Source organism: Flavobacterium sp. OHVDL-2026-0007 (genome assembly GCF_059882335.1).
Genome location: NZ_CM187612.1, coordinates 4,134,417 through 4,158,205 on the forward strand (window position 1 = coordinate 4,134,417; position 23,789 = coordinate 4,158,205).

The 23,789-nt window shown below is 40.8% G+C and carries 9 protein-coding genes, 4 tRNA genes and 6 rRNA genes; 12 read left to right on the forward strand and 7 right to left on the reverse strand.

Annotated elements, in window-relative coordinates:
* Window positions 1-88 precede the first annotated feature (88 nt).
* The 7 genes from AC51AA_RS17025 to AC51AA_RS17055 form a co-directional block, all read right to left on the reverse strand.
* Window positions 89-1,165 carry a porin gene (locus AC51AA_RS17025; RefSeq protein ID WP_500703405.1) on the reverse strand — a complete coding sequence of 359 codons (1,077 nt, stop codon included), beginning with the start codon at window positions 1,163-1,165 and terminating at the stop codon, window positions 89-91.
* Window positions 1,166-1,385: 220 nt separating this feature from the next.
* The gene (locus tag AC51AA_RS17030) at window positions 1,386-1,940 is read right to left on the reverse strand and encodes a K(+)-transporting ATPase subunit C (RefSeq protein WP_500703406.1); all 555 of its coding nucleotides are present in this window, start codon (window positions 1,938-1,940) and stop codon (window positions 1,386-1,388) included.
* A gap of 89 nt (window positions 1,941-2,029) precedes the next feature.
* Complete coding sequence (gene kdpB, locus AC51AA_RS17035; RefSeq protein ID WP_500703407.1) at window positions 2,030-4,063, reverse strand: potassium-transporting ATPase subunit KdpB; 2,034 nt, start codon at window positions 4,061-4,063, stop codon at window positions 2,030-2,032.
* An 11-nt stretch (window positions 4,064-4,074) separates the two neighbouring features.
* Window positions 4,075-5,796: a potassium-transporting ATPase subunit KdpA gene (kdpA, locus tag AC51AA_RS17040; protein WP_500703408.1), complete on the reverse strand. Its 1,722-nt coding sequence runs from the start codon at window positions 5,794-5,796 to the stop codon at window positions 4,075-4,077.
* 130 nt (window positions 5,797-5,926) lie between these two features.
* On the reverse strand, window positions 5,927-6,004 hold the full coding sequence (gene kdpF / locus AC51AA_RS17045) for a K(+)-transporting ATPase subunit F (RefSeq protein WP_500705653.1): 78 nt from the start codon (window positions 6,002-6,004) through the stop codon (window positions 5,927-5,929).
* Window positions 6,005-6,208: 204 nt separating this feature from the next.
* Complete coding sequence (locus AC51AA_RS17050; RefSeq protein ID WP_500703409.1) at window positions 6,209-6,490, reverse strand: DUF7674 family protein; 282 nt, start codon at window positions 6,488-6,490, stop codon at window positions 6,209-6,211.
* A 162-nt stretch (window positions 6,491-6,652) separates the two neighbouring features.
* The gene (locus AC51AA_RS17055) at window positions 6,653-7,996 is read right to left on the reverse strand and encodes a sigma-54-dependent transcriptional regulator (protein ID WP_500703410.1); all 1,344 of its coding nucleotides are present in this window, start codon (window positions 7,994-7,996) and stop codon (window positions 6,653-6,655) included.
* Between the two features lie 297 nt (window positions 7,997-8,293).
* Between AC51AA_RS17055 and AC51AA_RS17060 the strand changes: the two genes are divergently transcribed.
* The 12 genes from AC51AA_RS17060 (at window position 8,294) to AC51AA_RS17115 (ending at window position 23,197) form a co-directional block, all read left to right on the forward strand.
* Window positions 8,294-9,295 (forward strand): LLM class flavin-dependent oxidoreductase, encoded by a 1,002-nt coding sequence (locus AC51AA_RS17060; protein WP_500703411.1) that lies wholly within the window; start codon window positions 8,294-8,296, stop codon window positions 9,293-9,295.
* Between the two features lie 921 nt (window positions 9,296-10,216).
* Window positions 10,217-11,730: ribosomal RNA gene (locus AC51AA_RS17065) — 16S ribosomal RNA — on the forward strand.
* Between the two features lie 126 nt (window positions 11,731-11,856).
* Window positions 11,857-11,930, forward strand: a tRNA-Ile gene (locus tag AC51AA_RS17070).
* Between the two features lie 105 nt (window positions 11,931-12,035).
* A tRNA-Ala gene (locus tag AC51AA_RS17075) sits at window positions 12,036-12,109 on the forward strand.
* Between the two features lie 134 nt (window positions 12,110-12,243).
* Window positions 12,244-15,128 (forward strand): 23S ribosomal RNA (locus AC51AA_RS17080).
* A 126-nt stretch (window positions 15,129-15,254) separates the two neighbouring features.
* Window positions 15,255-15,364 (forward strand): 5S ribosomal RNA (gene rrf, locus AC51AA_RS17085).
* A gap of 1,636 nt (window positions 15,365-17,000) precedes the next feature.
* Window positions 17,001-18,514: ribosomal RNA gene (locus AC51AA_RS17090) — 16S ribosomal RNA — on the forward strand.
* A 126-nt stretch (window positions 18,515-18,640) separates the two neighbouring features.
* A tRNA-Ile gene (locus AC51AA_RS17095) sits at window positions 18,641-18,714 on the forward strand.
* A gap of 105 nt (window positions 18,715-18,819) precedes the next feature.
* A tRNA-Ala gene (locus AC51AA_RS17100) sits at window positions 18,820-18,893 on the forward strand.
* A gap of 134 nt (window positions 18,894-19,027) precedes the next feature.
* Window positions 19,028-21,912, forward strand: a 23S ribosomal RNA gene (locus AC51AA_RS17105).
* Window positions 21,913-22,038: 126 nt separating this feature from the next.
* Window positions 22,039-22,148: ribosomal RNA gene (rrf, locus tag AC51AA_RS17110) — 5S ribosomal RNA — on the forward strand.
* The 16S, 23S and 5S rRNA genes sit together here with 4 tRNA genes alongside, the layout of an rRNA operon.
* 614 nt (window positions 22,149-22,762) lie before the next feature.
* The gene (locus tag AC51AA_RS17115; RefSeq protein WP_500703412.1) at window positions 22,763-23,197 is read left to right on the forward strand and encodes a hypothetical protein; all 435 of its coding nucleotides are present in this window, start codon (window positions 22,763-22,765) and stop codon (window positions 23,195-23,197) included.
* Window positions 23,198-23,789: the final 592 nt, after the last annotated feature.

Consider the following 23,789-nt stretch of genomic DNA (forward strand, 5'->3'; position numbering starts at 1 on the left):
TTTAACCATTAAGAAATTGGTGAGAATTAAGATTATAGCCTCAATTGTACTTCATTTCTTAATGGTAAAAAAAAGCAGCGTTAAATTGCTAAAAACTAATGGCCAGCGAAGTGGTTACAAAAGTATTGTTATTGGTTGGTCTATCATTTTCTGCAAATATTTCATCCTTGCTCGAAAGATTTCTTGCCTCAATTCTAAAGATAACATTATCAGTGATTAGGTAATCAAAGTTAGCAGAAAATCCGTAAGTTTTAAAACCATTTGGAGTTCCAGTAGCGATAATAACTCCTTTTTTATCTTGATAGTACTCGCCTCTTGCGGCTAAGTGAATCTTGTTTGTCGGTTTATATTGTGCTACTAGGATAGGAGAGTACCAAATATCATAGGCAGAACTTTTGTTAACGGTTTGTTGCGCACCTATATCTAAACCAGCTACCAAATTTACTTTTTCAGAAACGCTAAATTGGGCATAAAAATCATTAAAGTATCTCCACTTTTTATCCCCATCCGGTTGCTCATTGCCTATATAGGTACTCCAGTTTAATGTAACTAATGAAGAGGGTTTATAGGTAACTTGAGTTCCAAAAGCTGGGGTTTGGTTCCCTTCAACTCTTTGGATGCGTTGCCATCCATTTAAATACATAGCGGCCAAATACCATTTTTCACTTTTAGAGGTATAACCAATTTTAACTCCGGCTTCATAATAAGGAGAGTTCTCCGCTAATATACTTCTGGTCAAAGTCATGCAATCTTTTCCAATAGCACTTTCAAAACCAATATGCGAAGGCATGATTCCAGCATCAATCCATAAATTGTGCTCTTTGGAAATTTTCACTCCTACATTAGCCTCATAGATATTTTTTAGTAATCCTTGTTCCGCGGCCATATTGTACTCGGCATATGTCCCCGCCATAATGGCTAGATTAGCACGAACATTTTCTTTGGTATAATTTACTTTTCCTAAACCTAAGTTGAGGTTGGCCTCGTTGTGTTTGTTATAGCTATAAAAAAAAGTGGGGCGCTCGTGATTTATTGGCTCCGAAAAATCATAACTGTAGTAGGTATCTATATAGCCTGAAAACGTAAAGGGGCTTTTAGATTCTTCTTGAGCATTCATTGTGGTATAACCGAATGCGATTAAAACGGTAACTATTATTTTTTTCATTTTGTATTTATTTTGTATTCGAACCCTGCTGGTATTCAAAGGCTACAGGGTTTAGCTTATTTTAGGAGTAGTTGTTCAGCTGTTATTTACGCAATTCGTTAATTGTTTTGTTGCACTTTAGGAAACAAAAGACTTTTTATTACGATTGGAAGTAGTGCTTCTGGGGTAAAAAAGGTTTTTTTGTTGTAGGTTTCTAAATATTGTTTAGGTTAAAATGGATTTATTTTAATTGATCCAAAGCGACATTCAGTTCGAGAACATTCACAATAGGAGTTCCCATCAACTTTGGAGTTTTTATTTTAGATCCAACCAAAGCTCTCACTTTGTCCTCAGGTAAGTTTCTTTCTTTGGCAACTCGTTTAACTTGGATTAGAGCGCCTTGTGGAGAAATGTTGGGATCTAGTCCACTGCCTGATGCTGTTACCATATCGGCAGGAATCTCCGATTTTCTCAAATAGGGATGAACGATTAAAAAAGTGTCAATTCTCTTCTGCACCACAGTCAAATAATCTGCATTGCTCGGTCCTTTATTACTTCCAGCACTTCCTGCGGCATTATAGTCTACTGCCGATGGACGTCCCCAAAAATAAGTAGACTTATCAAATTTTTGACCTACTTTTTGGTAGCCTACTATTTTACCGTTAAGAGTAACTGTTTCTCCTTTACCCTGGTTAGGCGCAAACTGTGCAATTCCATAAATGGCCAAAGGATAGATGATAGCAAATAACACAACGGTCAATAGGGTGAATTTTAATAGTGAAAATATATTTTTCATGAGTTTTGTTTTTTGAGGTTCTAGAAGGGACTAGGCTCCTAAGTTTCTTCTCGTTACTTTAAAGTTTTAGTCCCTCTGAACACTATGTTTTACATAAAAAGCGCTACGGCTAGATCAATTACTTTAATTCCAATAAAAGGAACAATTAACCCTCCTAAACCGTAAATCAATAAATTCCTTTTTAGAATGGCACTTGCTCCGATTGGTTTGTAATCAACACCTCTTAGTGCTAGTGGAATTAATATTGGAATGATAATCGCATTGAAAATTACAGCTGATAAAATGGCACTCTCTGGACTGTGCAAACGCATTACATTAAGGCCTTCCAAAGCTGGAATCGCTGAGATAAAAAGAGCAGGGACTATGGCAAAATACTTCGCAACGTCGTTGGCAATGGAGAAGGTGGTAAGGGTACCTCTTGTCATCAACAACTGTTTTCCGATTTCAATAATCTCAATTAACTTGGTTGGGTCATTATCTAGGTCGACCATGTTTCCAGCTTCTTTAGCTGCTTGGGTTCCGCTGTTCATTGCAACGCCTACATCTGCTTGAGCAAGAGCGGGTGCGTCATTTGTACCGTCTCCCATCATGGCGACAAGTTTACCCATTTGTTGCTCATTTTTGATGTAGTTCATCTTGTCCTCAGGTTTGGCCTCAGCAATGAAATCATCTACACCAGCAGCTTCTGCGATAAATTTGGCGGTAAGGGGATTATCTCCTGTGACCATGACCGTTTTAACACCCATTTTTCTCAGACGGTCAAAACGTTCTTTCATTCCCGTTTTGATAATATCCTGTAATTCGATAACACCTTGTACTTGGTTGTTTTTTACCACTACCAATGGTGTTCCTCCTTTAGAGGAGATGTCAATTACTTTTTGAGCGGTATCTTCAGGGAAAACATTACCAGCTTGAAGAGCAATGTTTTTGGCAGCATCCTGAGCACCTTTTCTAATATTGGTTCCGTCTTTTAAAACAACACCGCTTGTTCTGGTTTCTGCAGTAAATTTGATCAAAGTAGCGCCCTCAATAGATAAGTTTTGAGCTATAGTGGGTCCCGCCAATTCGACGATACTTTTCCCCTCGGGCGTGTCATCTGCTAAAGAACTCAACACAGCAGATTCAATAAAATCGCTTTCCAAAACACCTTGAGCCGGATAAAAATTAGTAGCCTTTCTGTTTCCTATAGTGATGGTTCCTGTTTTATCTAGGAGTAATATATCAATGTCTCCCGCAGTCTCTACGGCTTTACCTGATTTTGTAATGACATTGGCACGTAAGGCTCTGTCCATACCCGCAATACCGATGGCAGAAAGCAATCCGCCAATTGTTGTTGGGATTAAGCATACAAATAGAGAAATAAAAGCTGCAATAGTTATCGGAGCATTGGCATAATCAGCAAAGGGTTTTAAAGTGACACAAACAATCACAAAGATGAGTGTAAAGGCGGCTAATAAAATAGTTAAGGCAATTTCGTTTGGGGTTTTCTGACGGCTTGCGCCTTCTACTAAAGCAATCATTTTATCCAGAAAGCTTTCGCCTGGTTCGGAGGTTACCATTACCTTAATTTTATCAGACAATACTTTTGTTCCTCCCGTTACCGAAGATTTGTCTCCACCAGCTTCGCGAATTACAGGAGCACTTTCTCCAGTAATAGCACTCTCATCAATAGTAGCCAAACCTTCTATAATTTCACCATCGGTGGCAATTAGATCTCCTGCTTCACAAATGAAAACATCTCCTTTTTTTAAGTTGGAAGAACTAATGTTTTTGATTTCTCCATTAGCTAAGATTTGTCTTGCGGGGGTCTCTTCTCGGGTTTTCCTCAAACTATCGGCCTGTGCTTTTCCTCTGGCTTCAGCTATTGCTTCGGCAAAATTGGCAAACAATAGGGTCGCTAGTAAAATTAAAAACACAATTAAGTTATAAACAAAGCTACCTTGATCGTGTGCTCCAAGCAAAATGGAAACACAAACAGCGAACATAATAGCGGTTCCTATTTCTACGGTAAACATTACCGGATTTTTGATCATCAATTTAGGGTTAAGCTTTACAAAAGACTGCACTAAGGCATCTTTTACCTGCTTACTTTCAAACAATGATTTGGATTTATTGTTAGTCATTTTCTTTTGAATTATTTTAATGTAAAGTATTCTGCTAATGGACCTAAAGCCAATGCTGGGAAGAATGATAAAGCGGCAATAATCGCGATTACGGCAAAAACCATTACGCCAAAAATAGAAGTGTCCGTTTTTAAAGTTCCCGCACTTTCTGGGATGTACTTTTTGTTGGCCAATAAGCCTGCTATAGCCAAGGGGCCAATTATAGGAATAAAACGACTCAATAGTAATACAATTCCAGTGGTGATATTCCAGAATGGATTGTTATCTCCTAAGCCCTCAAATCCAGAACCATTATTGGCAGCACTCGAAGTATATTCGTATAACATTTCTGAAAACCCATGATGCCCAGGGTTGTTTAACCAGGCTGTTGCGTTCCCGTTAAACCAAAATCCCATCGCCGTATCATTTGCAGCAAAATAAGAAGCTAGTGCTGTTCCTGATAAGATTAGTAAAGGATGAAGGATAGCAATAAAGGCTGCAATCTTAACTTCTCGAGCTTCAATTTTCTTTCCTAAAAATTCAGGAGTTCGTCCCACCATTAAGCCGGAAATAAATACCGCTAGAATAATAAAAATATAAAAGTTTAGAATACCAACTCCACAACCTCCATAAAAGGCATTGACCATCATGGCTAATAATTCCATAGCACCCGATACAGGCATTGAGCTATCGTGCATACTATTGACGGAGCCCGTAGAGATTACCGTTGTAGCAATGCTCCAGAATCCGGAAATAGCGGGCCCAAAACGAACCTCTTTGCCTTCCATAGCTCCAGTTGTTTGAGCAATTCCCATCCTTTCGATAGCAGGATTCCCATTAATCTCACTCATAACTGTTGGGATAACCAACAATAAGAAGCCAACGGTCATCACGCCAAAAATAACATAGGATAATTTTTTCTTGTTGAGGTAAAAACCTAAGGCAAAAATCATTGAAAAAGGAATGATGAGTTGAGCCCATAATTCGACAGCATTAGTGAAGTAAGTAGGGTTTTCTAATGGATGGGCCGAGTTAGCTCCGAAAAATCCTCCTCCATTTGTACCTATATGCTTGATGGCAATAAAGGCAGCTGCAGGTCCACGAGAGACCTCTATATGATCACCTTGTAGTGTGGTAATGGCATCTTTGCCTTCAAAAGTCATTGGTGTGCCACTAAAGACTAAAGCAATGGCTACCATAGCGGAGAGCGGTAATAAAACGCGGGTGCAGCTTTTTAGAAAATAGTTATAAAAATTGCCTAATTTATCGGTAGTTCTTTCTCTCATTGCAGTAAAAACCATGGCTGCGGTTGCCATTCCAACACCAGCCGATACAAATTGTAAGAACATCAAGAAAAGCTGAGACAAATAAGATACACCAGTTTCACCTGAATAATGCTGTAAATTGCAATTCACTACAAATGAAATGGCGGTATTAAAGGCCAGGTCCGGACTCATGGATGGATTGTGGTCGGGGTTTAAAAATAATGACCCTTGAAATAGTAGGATAAAAAAACAAAGGAAGAACCAAACCATATTTATACTTAAAAGCGTTTTTAAGTGTTGTTTCCAGTTCATTTCTTCAGTAGAATTGATTCCACTGATTTTAAATATAAATTTTTCAATTGGATTGAAAATAGGGTCTAGTAAAGTTTTATCGCCCGAATATACTTTAGCTATGTATTTCCCTAAAGGAATAGCTAAAACTATCGAGATGATAAAAATACTGATGACACCAAATAATTCTGTGTTCATAATTTAATTTTTTTAGAGACAAATGTTTGCTGTGAAATATGATTGTAAAATTTCAGAAGTAGTAGGTAGCTGATTGTTAGTAGCTGATTTTCTGATGTTTTACATGAAATCAGATTTACTGATAGCGGTATTAAAATTTTTCGGGTTTGATTAATACATAAACCAAGTAGCCGAAAACCAAAAGGGCGATTATAAATAGAGCAGTCATGATTTAAATTTTTTCAAAGAATTCGACGGTTTTAAAACAAATCGCAAAGAGTAGAACAGCCAATGCGAGTAAAAGAATAGTGAGTAACATAGGTTTTGATTTATTTAGATTATTGGATTTATATCTATTGGAAAGGAGTAAAGGAAAATAGCTGTTGAAGGAATTGATTCTATATGTAAGTACTCATTCGAGCTATTGAGCTTTTTAAACTCCAGATGAATTAACCTGCTTGATGTATTCTGTTTTTAATGTTTTGGGAAAAAGATGCGAAATATTGCAGTGGCGCATTTCCATAAAGGAAGAAACAGAGAAAATATAGACATTAGATATGGCATTTTTGGTCTCGAGACTTCCAGTAATGAATAAACGTTCAGCAAGTGCTAGGCATTTTTTTGCCCGAACAATATTGCCAGATATAATTGATTTTTTGGTAATTTCTGCAAAGCGTTCCGCTTGTTTGTAGATTGAGGTGACTTGATTTTTCATAAGAATGATTTTGTTGTTCTTCATTGCTTATGCCAAAATATATTCCAAAAATAAAATAATATTATAAGGTGTTGTAAATCAAAGAATTATTTGTTTTTTGTGGAAATTGGTCATAATAAAAGCCTATCATTATGATAGGCTTTTCTCAAAATAGTAGGTAAATTATTGAATGTTATATTCGTCAAGCTTTCTGTATAGAGTCGCAATGCCGATTTCGAGTAATCGAGCTGTTTCGGCCTTATTTCCTTTGGTGTAATTAAGTACTTTCTGTATATGTAGTTTTTCGACACTTTGCATTGAAAATGCAGAAACGATTTTATTGGTTGTATTGGTCTGATGTTGCATCTCATAAGGCAAAACATCGATTGTTAAGACTCCACCATTTACCAAAATAACGGATCGTTCAATAACATTTTTTAATTCACGAACATTTCCGGGCCACTGATAGGATTCCATTTTTTGCATAAAACAATCATCGATATCCAAGGCTTTTTTATTGGTCTTTTCAGCAAATTGCTTGACGTAATACTGCGTCAATGGCGCTATGTCTTTTACTCTTTCCCTTAAAGGTGGAATTTTAATTTCAAAAATATTCAATCGGAAATACAAATCTGATCGGAAACGGTGTTGCTCACTTTCGGTTTTTAAGTCTCTATTGGTTGCAGCAATTAATCTGAAATTAGATTTACGAGGGGTACTATCTCCTAGTTGAATGTATTCACTGGTTTCTAGGACACGTAACAATTTAGCTTGTAATTCTATTGGCATTTCTCCAATTTCATCTAAGAACAAAGTGCCACCATTGGCTTCTTCTATAAAACCCTTTTTGTCTTTTAATGCACCTGTAAATGCACCTTGTCTATGTCCAAAAAGTTCGCTCTCTAGTATTTCTTTGCTGAACGTACTGCAATTTAGCGCTACAAAAGATTTTCCGACCCGAGTACTGTTTTCATGAATGGCTTGAGCAAAAACTTCTTTTCCAGTACCGGTTTCACCAGTAAGTAAAACAGTGGAATCGGTTTTGGCAACTTTTTTAGCTAAATCTATGATTTGCTCTAGTCCTTTTGATTTTCCGATAATAGTATTGAAAGAATACTTGTCGTTAATGCGTTTTTCAAGTTGCTTAACCTTTTTTTGCAAATGAACTTTCTCAACAGCTTTGTATAGTAGTGGGATAATTTTGTCATTATCATCGCCTTTAACTATATAATCAAAAGCTCCGTTTTTCATGGCTTGGACACCATCGCTAATATTTCCAAAAGCAGTCAACAAGATAACTTCGGTCAAAGGAAAGTTAGTTTTAATCTGCTGTAAAAATTCAACGCCATTTCCATCAGGTAATTTTACATCACATAAGACGACGTCAATATCAGTTTGTTCCAGTTTTTTAAATCCGGATTTTAAATCTTTGGCTTCGATGACTTCAAATCCTTCCGATTTTACAATACGAGTTAACAGACTTCTAAGTTTTTCCTCGTCGTCAATAATTAAAATTTTGTGTGTCATTTGAGAATAAAGCTAAAATCGATAAGTACTTTTGAAATACAAATTTAGGCTTTAAATCATTTGTGTTTTTAGATTCAATGTAAATTCTTGCAAGAATTAAATTTTCAAAAGGATTCTAGTGTTGCCTTTTGGTCAGAGAATAAGTATAAGATATGAAATCGTAAAAAAATAGGAGGATTTGGAAATTGACCACTGGTTCTCTTGTTGAGGTGTTTAGAAAGATTATAATTCTATTAACACCAAACAAGTTAGGGGTAGAACTAAATGATTTATTTTTGCATAAAAGCATTAATTTACATGGAAAAACCAATTTCAGTCTCAATATTAGAACTTGCTATTATTACACAGGATAGTAATGCCTCCGAAACATTTCAAAAAACCAAAGAAATCGCGCAACTTGCAGATGCTTTAGGCTACAAGCGATTTTGGTTAGCTGAGCATCACAATATGGCACATGTAGCGAGTTCGGCAACTGTTGTGTTAATTGGTTATATTGCTAGTCAGACTCAAAGTATACGTGTTGGATCGGGTGGAATTATGTTACCTAATCATGCTCCTTTAATAGTAGCCGAGCAATTTGGCACATTGGCCACACTGTATCCGAACCGAATTGATTTAGGTTTAGGAAGAGCTCCAGGTACAGATCAGCCAACAGCTGAAGCTATTCGAAAAGATTTTTTTGAACAAGCACAGCGGTTTCCGCAGAATGTGACGAAACTTCAAGAGTACTTTTCGGTAGAAAATTCAACATCAAAGGTTCGTGCTTTTCCCGCTGAAGGGACCAATGTTCCAATTTGGATTTTAGGTTCAAGTATGGAAAGTGCTGCCTTGGCTGCAGCTTACGGTTTGCCATATGCCTTTGCAGGTCATTTTGCACCTCGTCAAATGATACAAGCTTTTGAGTTCTATCGCGAAAATTTTCAGCCTTCCGCAGTTTTAAGTGAACCTAAAACGATGGCTTGCGTTAATGTCATAGCTGCTGATACTAATGAGGAAGCAACTTCTTTGTCCACAAGTTTGTATCAGATGTTTTTAAATTTGATTCGTAATGATCGCAAGGGCTTGCAACCTCCAGTGGCTTCTTTAGAGGATATCATGAGTGAAGAGGAGCGTTTTCATGTTGACCAGATGACGGCTTGTACCTTTACGGGTAACAAAGAGCAATTGATAGGTGATCTTAAAAAGTTTATTAGCTACGCCAGAATTGATGAGTTGATGGTGACTAGTCCTATTTACGATCATCAGGCCAAATTGAAAAGTATTCAGATCACAAAAGAAGTAATGGATAGTTTGAACTAAGCCTCATATATAGGAAGGATTTGGAGTTTCAAACATAAGAGTGAAATAGGGACTATATAGCCCGAGAGTTTAGGAGCTCTCGGGTTTGTTCGTTTATATGTATAGGTATATAGGTGGCTATTTTAGTAGCTACCTATTATAGGATAAGAGTTTGGTTGATGTTGTAGTCGCTTCAAGTCTTTTAAGGGATGTCTTTGTTTTGTTTTAAGGAGATAGGTATGATTGGCTTGGTTTGATGAGGTGTAATGATTTGATGAGGTGTAATGATTTGATGAGGTGTAATGCGAAGTGCTGATGAAGAAGTATACAAGTATAAAAGAAGAGTGAAGTGGATGAAATCTCGAAAAAACGGATTAAAGTCAAAGAGAAGGCAAGATTAGGCTGTTGTAAATTGGGTAAAACAGCTATAAATAAACGGTGAAGTCTATAAAATAGGTGAATTTACAAGTGGGCTTATAGGGCTAGTGGTATTACTCTGGCGAAAATTCGTATAAAAGCAAAAACAGGACTAAGGGTAAGTTTAGTGTTATCAGTGCGTTAAGAAAAAAGCGTAAAAAAGAAAGCAGAAAGTGGTTTAAAAAGCTTGTTTACCCGCATAAAGGTTGTAGTTTTGCACCCGCAACAGCGCAGAAGTTCATTGAGAGATTGGTTGGAAAGAGAAGTTTAAATGAGACGAAAGTCTTAAAAAAAAACTTCACATTTTTCTTGCCAGTTGTAAATAACTTTTCTACTTTTGCAGCCGCTTTGAGACATAAGCGACAAACAAAAAAGACACGTTCGTAGACATATTGAATTGACAGCCGTTTTAACAGAGATGTTAAAACAAATAATAAAGAGTAAGATAATCGAGAGATTAATTAAATGAACCGATAGAGACTGATTCGAATAACAATACGATCTAATTTATTAGATCAACAATATACGATGAAGAGTTTGATCCTGGCTCAGGATGAACGCTAGCGGCAGGCTTAACACATGCAAGTCGAGGGGTATAGTTCTTCGGAACTAGAGACCGGCGCACGGGTGCGTAACGCGTATGCAATCTACCTTTTACAGAGGGATAGCCCAGAGAAATTTGGATTAATACCTCATAGTATTATGAAATGGCATCATTTTATAATTAAAGTCACAACGGTAAAAGATGAGCATGCGTCCCATTAGCTAGTTGGTAAGGTAACGGCTTACCAAGGCTACGATGGGTAGGGGTCCTGAGAGGGAGATCCCCCACACTGGTACTGAGACACGGACCAGACTCCTACGGGAGGCAGCAGTGAGGAATATTGGACAATGGGCGCAAGCCTGATCCAGCCATGCCGCGTGCAGGATGACGGTCCTATGGATTGTAAACTGCTTTTATACAGGAAGAAACACTGGTTCGTGAACCAGCTTGACGGTACTGTAAGAATAAGGATCGGCTAACTCCGTGCCAGCAGCCGCGGTAATACGGAGGATCCAAGCGTTATCCGGAATCATTGGGTTTAAAGGGTCCGTAGGCGGTTTAATAAGTCAGTGGTGAAAGCCCATCGCTCAACGGTGGAACGGCCATTGATACTGTTAAACTTGAATTATTAGGAAGTAACTAGAATATGTAGTGTAGCGGTGAAATGCTTAGAGATTACATGGAATACCAATTGCGAAGGCAGGTTACTACTAATGGATTGACGCTGATGGACGAAAGCGTGGGTAGCGAACAGGATTAGATACCCTGGTAGTCCACGCCGTAAACGATGGATACTAGCTGTTGGGAGCAATCTCAGTGGCTAAGCGAAAGTGATAAGTATCCCACCTGGGGAGTACGTTCGCAAGAATGAAACTCAAAGGAATTGACGGGGGCCCGCACAAGCGGTGGAGCATGTGGTTTAATTCGATGATACGCGAGGAACCTTACCAAGGCTTAAATGTAGATTGACCGGTTTGGAAACAGATCTTTCGCAAGACAATTTACAAGGTGCTGCATGGTTGTCGTCAGCTCGTGCCGTGAGGTGTCAGGTTAAGTCCTATAACGAGCGCAACCCCTGTTGTTAGTTGCCAGCGAGTCATGTCGGGAACTCTAACAAGACTGCCAGTGCAAACTGTGAGGAAGGTGGGGATGACGTCAAATCATCACGGCCCTTACGCCTTGGGCTACACACGTGCTACAATGGCCGGTACAGAGAGCAGCCACTGGGCGACCAGGAGCGAATCTATAAAACCGGTCACAGTTCGGATCGGAGTCTGCAACTCGACTCCGTGAAGCTGGAATCGCTAGTAATCGGATATCAGCCATGATCCGGTGAATACGTTCCCGGGCCTTGTACACACCGCCCGTCAAGCCATGGAAGCTGGGGGTGCCTGAAGTCGGTGACCGCAAGGAGCTGCCTAGGGTAAAACTGGTAACTAGGGCTAAGTCGTAACAAGGTAGCCGTACCGGAAGGTGCGGCTGGAACACCTCCTTTCTAGAGCCTTAGTGTTAGTTGATTTATCAACACGCTGAGGAAAAAAGAAGAAGCTTTATAGGTCATGATTTTAAGACTATTTTACTCTTGCTGTTAGTTCAAATAATAAATTTTTAAGAATAAGAGTGTCTCGTAGCTCAGCTGGTTAGAGTACTACACTGATAATGTAGGGGTCGACAGTTCGAGTCTGTCCGAGACAACTATTTAAACTTAAGAAAAAAGGAAATTCTAGAAGTTGGAATTCACCAAAAGAAATTAGATGGAATACAGATCTAAGATCTGAATTCAGTTTCTACAATTGAAATGGGGGATTAGCTCAGCTGGCTAGAGCGCCTGCCTTGCACGCAGGAGGTCAACGGTTCGACTCCGTTATTCTCCACTGATTCCAGACGAAAGTTTTGGATAAAAGTTCATTGACATATTGAGATAAGAAAATAATAAAAAGTAGAAAGCATTTTCTGTTATACGTAACAGAGAATAAAAAAAAACGGTCATATTAATTTATGATTGGTACAATAAGCAAAATAAGGGCGTATGGGGGATGCCTTGGCTCTCAGAGGCGATGAAAGGCGTGATAAGCTGCGAAAAGTTACGGGGATCGGCACACACGAATTGATCCGTAAATACCTGAATGGGGCAACCCACTATGTTGAAGACATAGTACACCGATAGGTGGGCAAACCCGCTGAACTGAAACATCTAAGTAGGCGGAGGAGAAGAAAACAAAAGTGATTCCGTAAGTAGTGGCGAGCGAACGCGGATTAGCCCAAACCAATGTTGTTACGGCAATGTTGGGGTTGTAGGACCACGAGATTTTATGTACAAGGAACCGGAAGTTACTGGAAAGTGACACCATAGAGGGTGATAGTCCCGTATGGGTAACGAGTATAATAGATAGTGGTATCCTGAGTAGGGCGGGACACGAGAAATCCTGTCTGAATTTGGCGGGACCATCCGCTAAGGCTAAATACTCCTGAGAGACCGATAGTGAACCAGTACCGTGAGGGAAAGGTGAAAAGAACCGTGAATAACGGAGTGAAATAGATCCTGAAACCATACGCTTACAAGCGGTCGGAGCCCTTTAGTGGGGTGACGGCGTGCCTTTTGCATAATGAGCCTACGAGTTAACGTTGCTGGCAAGGATAAGTGGTTAAGCCACGGATCCGTAGCGAAAGCGAGTCTGAATAGGGCGCTTTAGTCAGTAGTGTTAGACGCGAAACCGTGTGATCTACCCATGGGCAGGTTGAAGCTGTGGTAACACACAGTGGAGGACCGAACCGGTTGACGTTGAAAAGTCTTCGGATGACCTGTGGGTAGGGGTGAAAGGCCAATCAAACTCGGAAATAGCTCGTACTCCCCGAAATGCATTTAGGTGCAGCGTTGTGCACAAAGTTATATAGAGGTAGAGCTACTGATTGGATGCGGGGGCTTCACCGCCTACCAATTCCTGACAAACTCCGAATGCTATATAATGTTTCACAACAGTGAGGGCTTGGGTGCTAAGGTCCAAGTCCGAGAGGGAAAGAACCCAGACCATCAGCTAAGGTCCCCAAATATATGTTAAGTTGAAAGAACGAGGTTTGTCTGCCCAGACAGCTAGGATGTTGGCTTGGAAGCAGCCATTCATTTAAAGAGTGCGTAACAGCTCACTAGTCGAGCGGACGAGCATGGATAATAATCGGGCATAAACATATTACCGAAGCTATGGATTTCGTATTTATTTACGGAGTGGTAGGGGAGCATTCTAACAGGGTTGAAGGTGAGTCGTAAGGCCTGCTGGACCGGTTAGAAAAGAAAATGTAGGCATAAGTAACGATAATGCGGGCGAGAAACCCGCACACCGAAAGACTAAGGTTTCCACAGCTATGCTAATCAGCTGTGGGTTAGTCGGGACCTAAGGCGAACCCGAAAGGGACAGTCGATGGACCACGGGTTAATATTCCCGTACTACTTATTACTGTGATGGGGTGACGGAGTGATGAAAGCGCCGCGAACTGACGGAATAGTTCGTTGAAGTACCTACCTATAAGCTGCGCAGGCAAATCCACGCGGCTTGGGGAAATACGATAGTACTCGGAGTCTTCGGACAAAGAGATAGTGCGCCTAAGGGCTTCCAAGAAAAACCTCTAAACTTCAGGTAATAAGTACCCGTACCGCAAACCGACACAGGTAGTCGAGGAGAGAATCCTAAGGTGCTCGAGAGATTCATGGCTAAGGAATTAGGCAAAATAGACCTGTAACTTCGGGAGAAAGGTCGCCAGCGCAAGCTGGCCGCAGTGAAGAGGTCCAGGCGACTGTTTATCAAAAACACAGGGCTCTGCAAAATCGTAAGATGAAGTATAGGGCCTGACACCTGCCCGGTGCTGGAAGGTTAAGAGGAGATGTTATCTTCGGAGAAGCATTGAATTGAAGCCCCAGTAAACGGCGGCCGTAACTATAACGGTCCTAAGGTAGCGAAATTCCTTGTCGGGTAAGTTCCGACCTGCACGAATGGTGTAACGATCTGGACACTGTCTCAGCCATGAGCTCGGTGAAATTGTAGTAACGGTGAAGATGCCGTTTACCCGCAGTGGGACGAAAAGACCCTGTGCACCTTTACTATAGCTTAGTATTGACCTTGGATAAATGATGTGTAGGATAGGTTGGAGACTGTGAAGTGGCGTCGCTAGGCGTTGTGGAGTCATTGTTGAAATACAACCCTTTGTTTATCTGAGGCCTAACCCCGCGATTGCGGGGGACATTGCTTGGTGGGTAGTTTGACTGGGGTGGTCGCCTCCAAAAGAGTAACGGAGGCTTCTAAAGGTTCCCTCAGTACGCTTGGTAACCGTGCGTAGAGTGCAATGGCATAAGGGAGCTTGACTGAGAGACATACAGGTCGATCAGGTACGAAAGTAGAGCATAGTGATCCGGTGGTTCCGCATGGAAGGGCCATCGCTCAAAGGATAAAAGGTACGCCGGGGATAACAGGCTGATCTCCCCCAAGAGCTCATATCGACGGGGGGGTTTGGCACCTCGATGTCGGCTCGTCACATCCTGGGGCTGGAGAAGGTCCCAAGGGTTGGGCTGTTCGCCCATTAAAGTGGCACGCGAGCTGGGTTCAGAACGTCGTGAGACAGTTCGGTCTCTATCTACTGTGGGCGCAAGAAATTTGAGTGGATCTGATTCTAGTACGAGAGGACCGAATTGGACAAACCTCTAGTGTATCTGTTGTTCCGCCAGGAGCATCGCAGAGTAGCTACGTTTGGAAGGGATAAGCGCTGAAAGCATATAAGCGCGAAACCCACCACAAGATGAGATTTCTTTTAAGGATCGTGGAAGATGACCACGTTGATAGGCTATAGATGTAAAGGCAGTAATGTCATAGTCGAGTAGTACTAATAATCCGTAAGCTTATGTACATCTTTTCCCCTGACTCCGGTCAGGGGGAGAAACTTTCTAAAAAATACTTTTTTCTTTATCTCAGTATGTTAAGATATTGTGTAATGTTGATTAGCTCAAGTTAATCACCCATTGCAAAACGACCTTAAGGTGGTTATTGCGGCGGGGCTCACCTCTTCCCATCCCGAACAGAGTAGTTAAGCCCGCCTGCGCAGATGGTACTGCAGTTATGTGGGAGAGTATGTCGTCGCCTTTCTTTTGAAAACCCTGTTTCTAACGAAACGGGGTTTTTTGTTTTCAGCCGTTTTGGAAATCTTTAATCCAAAGGGCTTAGATTCTTACCCAAGAAGAATTATTACCATTGGAGTACCACTGCATACACTGGTTTAAAATTCCGTTATTTAGGAATTGTAAAAAAAAATTGCGTTTTACCCAATTCTCAGAGAGTTGTTATTTACTGTCTGTACTATAGTGTTTTGAAGTAAGAGAAATTTCTTCGTAACCATATATAGATCCAGGATTAGAAGTGTTTCTTTATTGTTAGAGCTCCTGCTTAAAAATCCGTTATTGGGAATTGAAAATAAAAACTCGGTTGTGAGTAAATCTCAGCGTGTTTGAAATAAATCAGAAAATGGGTATTGGTTGAGTGGTATGCTTTCGTTTAAAAAAAAAATGTCAACTATCGTTTAATCGTCTTTTGTTTTAAAGATCTCTATTTTAGGGGAAGTGAAATCATTCTATTGTTTGGCTTGTTGTGCTGTGTTTTGTAAAGATTGATTTAAAAAATATTTTTCGTATCCTATCTGTACTATTGAGATTGTAATTCTATTAGTTGTTAATTTTTTTTTTTACATGATACTGTAGGTGTTATTGTGGTTTTGTATGGAAATAATGGATCAATGGTAACTGTGTTTTCTATTGAAGAGTAATCTTAGGAATGATTAAACTTCTTGAGTCATTTTTACTTGTAGGATAAATAATATATAAATGATTATTTAGAAAAAACAGCTGTTAATTAGCTGTAAATAGGAGTATTCTTTGGTTTTGTCTGCTTTGTGGTCTAGAGTTCTGGAATTATATGGAGTCGAGTTTTTGTTTGTTAATCCCTGTCAGGGTTGTTGTAAAATCTTCAAACGAGAAAGGTTTTTAAAAATCTATAGACTTCAAGGCATTCTGATTTTATTTTCTTCTCTCGATAGGAATAACGCCAGGTTGTTTTGTCGACCAATTTTGATGACGGCGACTGTGTCTTTAGCAATTTTAGTACTCTTTTTTGATGATCATTTTCTAGGTTATTGGTTCTGGATTGAAAAATGTGGCAAGATGAAGGTATTTTTAAACGTATTTTGGATGGTGTTGGGAGTGAAAGAGGGAGAAATCAGGAAGATCTTCGGGTGAAAACAGGTAGGTGGGTTGTTGGTATTACTCAAAAAAGGGATGTACAATAGGAATAAGACCAAAAGAGGTGAAAAATAAATGAATTGTAAAAAACACCTAGTCAGTGCCTTAGGGTCCGTCTGCAAAATAATTGCAAATTAACTCAATAAAAAGCTTGAATAACCCAATAAAAGGAGTAGTTTTGCAGCCCGCAAGACATGCGAAAGTTCATTGAGAGATTGGTTAGAAAGAGAAGTTTGAATGAGACGAAAGTCTTAAAAAAAAACTTCACATTTTTCTTGCCAGTTGTAAATAACTTTTCTACTTTTGCAGCCGCTTTGAGATATAAGCGACAAACAAAAAAGACACGTTCGTAGACATATTGAATTGACAGCCGTTTTAACAGAGATGTTAAAACAAATAAAAAAGAGTAAGATAATCGAGAGATTAATTAAATGAACCGATAGAGACTGATTCGAATAACAATACGATCTAATTTATTAGATCAACAATATACGATGAAGAGTTTGATCCTGGCTCAGGATGAACGCTAGCGGCAGGCTTAACACATGCAAGTCGAGGGGTATAGTTCTTCGGAACTAGAGACCGGCGCACGGGTGCGTAACGCGTATGCAATCTACCTTTTACAGAGGGATAGCCCAGAGAAATTTGGATTAATACCTCATAGTATTATGAAATGGCATCATTTTATAATTAAAGTCACAACGGTAAAAGATGAGCATGCGTCCCATTAGCTAGTTGGTAAGGTAACGGCTTACCAAGGCTACGATGGGTAGGGGTCCTGAGAGGGAGATCCCCCACACTGGTACTGAGACACGGACCAGACTCCTACGGGAGGCAGCAGTGAGGAATATTGGACAATGGGCGCAAGCCTGATCCAGCCATGCCGCGTGCAGGATGACGGTCCTATGGATTGTAAACTGCTTTTATACAGGAAGAAACACTGGTTCGTGAACCAGCTTGACGGTACTGTAAGAATAAGGATCGGCTAACTCCGTGCCAGCAGCCGCGGTAATACGGAGGATCCAAGCGTTATCCGGAATCATTGGGTTTAAAGGGTCCGTAGGCGGTTTAATAAGTCAGTGGTGAAAGCCCATCGCTCAACGGTGGAACGGCCATTGATACTGTTAAACTTGAATTATTAGGAAGTAACTAGAATATGTAGTGTAGCGGTGAAATGCTTAGAGATTACATGGAATACCAATTGCGAAGGCAGGTTACTACTAATGGATTGACGCTGATGGACGAAAGCGTGGGTAGCGAACAGGATTAGATACCCTGGTAGTCCACGCCGTAAACGATGGATACTAGCTGTTGGAAGCAATTTCAGTGGCTAAGCGAAAGTGATAAGTATCCCACCTGGGGAGTACGTTCGCAAGAATGAAACTCAAAGGAATTGACGGGGGCCCGCACAAGCGGTGGAGCATGTGGTTTAATTCGATGATACGCGAGGAACCTTACCAAGGCTTAAATGTAGATTGACCGGTTTGGAAACAGATCTTTCGCAAGACAATTTACAAGGTGCTGCATGGTTGTCGTCAGCTCGTGCCGTGAGGTGTCAGGTTAAGTCCTATAACGAGCGCAACCCCTGTTGTTAGTTGCCAGCGAGTCATGTCGGGAACTCTAACAAGACTGCCAGTGCAAACTGTGAGGAAGGTGGGGATGACGTCAAATCATCACGGCCCTTACGCCTTGGGCTACACACGTGCTACAATGGCCGGTACAGAGAGCAGCCACTGGGCGACCAGGAGCGAATCTATAAAACCGGTCACAGTTCGGATCGGAGTCTGCAACTCGACTCCGTGAAGCTGGAATCGCTAGTAATCGGATATCAGCCATGATCCGGTGAATACGTTCCCGGGCCTTGTACACACCGCCCGTCAAGCCATGGAAGCTGGGGGTGCCTGAAGTCGGTGACCGCAAGGAGCTGCCTAGGGTAAAACTGGTAACTAGGGCTAAGTCGTAACAAGGTAGCCGTACCGGAAGGTGCGGCTGGAACACCTCCTTTCTAGAGCCTTAGTGTTAGTTGATTTATCAACACGCTGAGGAAAAAAGAAGAAGCTTTATAGGTCATGATTTTAAGACTATTTTACTCTTGCTGTTAGTTCAAATAATAAATTTTTAAGAATAAGAGTGTCTCGTAGCTCAGCTGGTTAGAGTACTACACTGATAATGTAGGGGTCGACAGTTCGAGTCTGTCCGAGACAACTATTTAAACTTGAAAAAAAAGGAAATTCTAGAAGTTGGAATTCACCAAAAGAAATTAGATGGAATACAGATCTAAGATCTGAATTCAGTTTCTACAATTGAAATGGGGGATTAGCTCAGCTGGCTAGAGCGCCTGCCTTGCACGCAGGAGGTCAACGGTTCGACTCCGTTATTCTCCACTGATTCGAGACGAAAGTTTTGGATAAAAGTTCATTGACATATTGAGATAAGAAAATAATAAAAAGTAGAAAGCATTTTCTGTTATACGTAACAGGAAATAAAAAAAAACGGTCATATTAATTTATGATTGGTACAATAAGCAAAATAAGGGCGTATGGGGGATGCCTTGGCTCTCAGAGGCGATGAAAGGCGTGATAAGCTGCGAAAAGTTACGGGGATCGGCACACACGAATTGATCCGTAAATACCTGAATGGGGCAACCCACTATGTTGAAGACATAGTACACCGATAGGTGGGCAAACCCGCTGAACTGAAACATCTAAGTAGGCGGAGGAGAAGAAAACAAAAGTGATTCCGTAAGTAGTGGCGAGCGAACGCGGATTAGCCCAAACCAATGTTGTTACGGCAATGTTGGGGTTGTAGGACCACGATATTTTATGTACAAGGAACCGGAAGTTACTGGAAAGTGACACCATAGAGGGTGATAGTCCCGTATGGGTAACGAGTATAATAGATAGTGGTATCCTGAGTAGGGCGGGACACGAGAAATCCTGTCTGAATTTGGCGGGACCATCCGCTAAGGCTAAATACTCCTGAGAGACCGATAGTGAACCAGTACCGTGAGGGAAAGGTGAAAAGAACCGTGAATAACGGAGTGAAATAGATCCTGAAACCATACGCTTACAAGCGGTCGGAGCCCTTTAGTGGGGTGACGGCGTGCCTTTTGCATAATGAGCCTACGAGTTAACGTTGCTGGCAAGGATAAGTGGTTAAGCCACGGATCCGTAGCGAAAGCGAGTCTGAATAGGGCGCTTTAGTCAGTAGTGTTAGACGCGAAACCGTGTGATCTACCCATGGGCAGGTTGAAGCTGTGGTAACACACAGTGGAGGACCGAACCGGTTGACGTTGAAAAGTCTTCGGATGACCTGTGGGTAGGGGTGAAAGGCCAATCAAACTCGGAAATAGCTCGTACTCCCCGAAATGCATTTAGGTGCAGCGTTGTGCATAAAGTTATATAGAGGTAGAGCTACTGATTGGATGCGGGGGCTTCACCGCCTACCAATTCCTGACAAACTCCGAATGCTATATAATGTTTCACAACAGTGAGGGCTTGGGTGCTAAGGTCCAAGTCCGAGAGGGAAAGAACCCAGACCATCAGCTAAGGTCCCCAAATATATGTTAAGTTGAAAGAACGAGGTTTGTCTGCCCAGACAGCTAGGATGTTGGCTTGGAAGCAGCCATTCATTTAAAGAGTGCGTAACAGCTCACTAGTCGAGCGGACGAGCATGGATAATAATCGGGCATAAACATATTACCGAAGCTATGGATTTCGTATTTATTTACGGAGTGGTAGGGGAGCATTCTAACAGGGTTGAAGGTGAGTCGTAAGGCCTGCTGGACCGGTTAGAAAAGAAAATGTAGGCATAAGTAACGATAATGCGGGCGAGAAACCCGCACACCGAAAGACTAAGGTTTCCACAGCTATGCTAATCAGCTGTGGGTTAGTCGGGACCTAAGGCGAACCCGAAAGGGACAGTCGATGGACCACGGGTTAATATTCCCGTACTACTTATTACTGTGATGGGGTGACGGAGTGATGAAAGCGCCGCGAACTGACGGAATAGTTCGTTGAAGTACCTACCTATAAGCTGCGCAGGCAAATCCACGCGGCTTGGGGAAATACGATAGTACTCGGAGTCTTCGGACAAAGAGATAGTGCGCCTAAGGGCTTCCAAGAAAAACCTCTAAACTTCAGGTAATAAGTACCCGTACCGCAAACCGACACAGGTAGTCGAGGAGAGAATCCTAAGGTGCTCGAGAGATTCATGGCTAAGGAATTAGGCAAAATAGACCTGTAACTTCGGGAGAAAGGTCGCCAGCGCAAGCTGGCCGCAGTGAAGAGGTCCAGGCGACTGTTTATCAAAAACACAGGGCTCTGCAAAATCGTAAGATGAAGTATAGGGCCTGACACCTGCCCGGTGCTGGAAGGTTAAGAGGAGATGTTATCTTCGGAGAAGCATTGAATTGAAGCCCCAGTAAACGGCGGCCGTAACTATAACGGTCCTAAGGTAGCGAAATTCCTTGTCGGGTAAGTTCCGACCTGCACGAATGGTGTAACGATCTGGACACTGTCTCAGCCATGAGCTCGGTGAAATTGTAGTAACGGTGAAGATGCCGTTTACCCGCAGTGGGACGAAAAGACCCTGTGCACCTTTACTATAGCTTAGTATTGACCTTGGATAAATGATGTGTAGGATAGGTTGGAGACTGTGAAGTGGCGTCGCTAGGCGTTGTGGAGTCATTGTTGAAATACAACCCTTTGTTTATCTGAGGCCTAACCCCGCGATTGCGGGGGACATTGCTTGGTGGGTAGTTTGACTGGGGTGGTCGCCTCCAAAAGAGTAACGGAGGCTTCTAAAGGTTCCCTCAGTACGCTTGGTAACCGTGCGTAGAGTGCAATGGCATAAGGGAGCTTGACTGAGAGACATACAGGTCGATCAGGTACGAAAGTAGAGCATAGTGATCCGGTGGTTCCGCATGGAAGGGCCATCGCTCAAAGGATAAAAGGTACGCCGGGGATAACAGGCTGATCTCCCCCAAGAGCTCATATCGACGGGGGGGTTTGGCACCTCGATGTCGGCTCGTCACATCCTGGGGCTGGAGAAGGTCCCAAGGGTTGGGCTGTTCGCCCATTAAAGTGGCACGCGAGCTGGGTTCAGAACGTCGTGAGACAGTTCGGTCTCTATCTACTGTGGGCGCAAGAAATTTGAGTGGATCTGATTCTAGTACGAGAGGACCGAATTGGACAAACCTCTAGTGTATCTGTTGTTCCGCCAGGAGCATCGCAGAGTAGCTACGTTTGGAAGGGATAAGCGCTGAAAGCATATAAGCGCGAAACCCACCACAAGATGAGATTTCTTTTAAGGATCGTGGAAGATGACCACGTTGATAGGCTATAGATGTAAAGGCAGTAATGTCATAGTCGAGTAGTACTAATAATCCGTAAGCTTATGTACATCTTTTCCCCTGACTCCGGTCAGGGGGAGAAACTTTCTAAAAAATACTTTTTTCTTTATCTCAGTATGTTAAGATATTGTGTAATGTTGATTAGCTCAAGTTAATCACCCATTGCAAAACGACCTTAAGGTGGTTATTGCGGCGGGGCTCACCTCTTCCCATCCCGAACAGAGTAGTTAAGCCCGCCTGCGCAGATGGTACTGCAGTTATGTGGGAGAGTATGTCGTCGCCTTTCTTTTGAAAACCCTGTTTCTAACGAAACGGGGTTTTTTGTTTTCAGCCGTTTTGGAAATCTTTAATCCAAAGGGCTTAGATTCTTACCCAAGAAGAATTATTACCATTGGAGTACCACTGCATACACTGGTTTAAAATTCCGTTATTTAGGAATTATAAATAAAATTTGCGTTTTACCCAATTCTCAGAGGATTGTTATTCATTGTCTATACTATAGTGCTTTGGATTAAAGTGTGGATTTTCCTGTAAGAATATATTAATCTAGAATTAGCGTGATCCATAAGCTGCTATTAGTAGCTCAGTGAGAATCTATTATTTGAAAATTGCAGATAAAATTTCTCTTGTGAATGAATCTCATTGGTTGGTATTTTGTCAAAATTTTAAATTGTTGTTAACTTGTGGTGTATTCTTCTTTGGTTGAGTGGCTTTTTAATATTGGCCTGTCTATTGATGGGATCATAGGGTGATTTAAAATTTTATGTATCGATGATGAAAAATACTAGTAAAACGGTTAGTATCTTCGTTTTATTTAAAGTGTTTATTTTGAAAAAAGTGAACCAGTTAGAAATGGAAGAATTTTAGATTTAAATTATAAGAAACGCTGAATTATAAAACATGAAAAGACTAAGGGGTATATCGTATTTGTATTTTATGGTTGGATTACTTATTTGTTTGTATTTACTAATTAGTGAAAATACACAGACATTAAATGTTAAGGATACATACTTTGTTGTTTTAGGTAGAGATTTTGCATTTTTTGTTATGGTGATTTACCTCGTAATTGGTTTAGGTTATGTTTTTATTGGAAAATATATACGATATGCCGTTCAGTTGGCTCAGTTTTTAATGTTTTGTATTCCGTTTCTTTATTATGTTTTTTCAGATTTTATAAATCATAATAATCCTGATTATTATCTAACAAATCCAATAGCTTACAAGTGGGAAGTCTTGTATGTTCCAGTTGTGTTGTGTTTGTCTTTTTTAGGGAGTATTATAGTTTTTAGTGGATTTATAATTTTCAGTACAATCAAAATGCTTAAAGAGAAGTAGCAGCTGTTAAACAGACGGCAAGAAATCATGTGAATGTTAGTGTTTGTGAATTGTTTTCTCAGCTTGGGTAGCAGTGGAATGTTACTTCTGTTTTTTGTATAGTCGAATTAAAAAAAATCAGTAGGCATTTTATTGGGATGATAGCATTAGGATAATTGAGATGAAATCAGTTTTCTTTTCTCATAAGGCATTCTGATTTTATTTTCTTCTCTCGATAGGCATAATGCCAGGTTGTTTTACCGATCAATTTTGATGACGGCGACTGTGTCTTTAGTGATTTTAGTACTCTTTTTTGATGATCATTTTCTAGGTTGTTGGTTCTGGATTTAAAAATACCGGAAGATGAAGGTATTTTTAAATGTGTTTTGGATGGTGGAGGGGGTAAAAGGGAATGAAATCAGGAGGGTCTTCGGGTGAAAACAGGTAGGTGGGTTGTTGGTATTACTCAAAAAAGGGATGTACAATAGGAATAAGAGTAAAAGAGGTGAAAAATAAATGAATTGTAAAAAACACCTAGTCAGTACCTTAGGGCTCGTCTGTAAAATAATTGCAAATTAACTCAATAAAAAGCTTGAGTAACCCAATAAAAGGA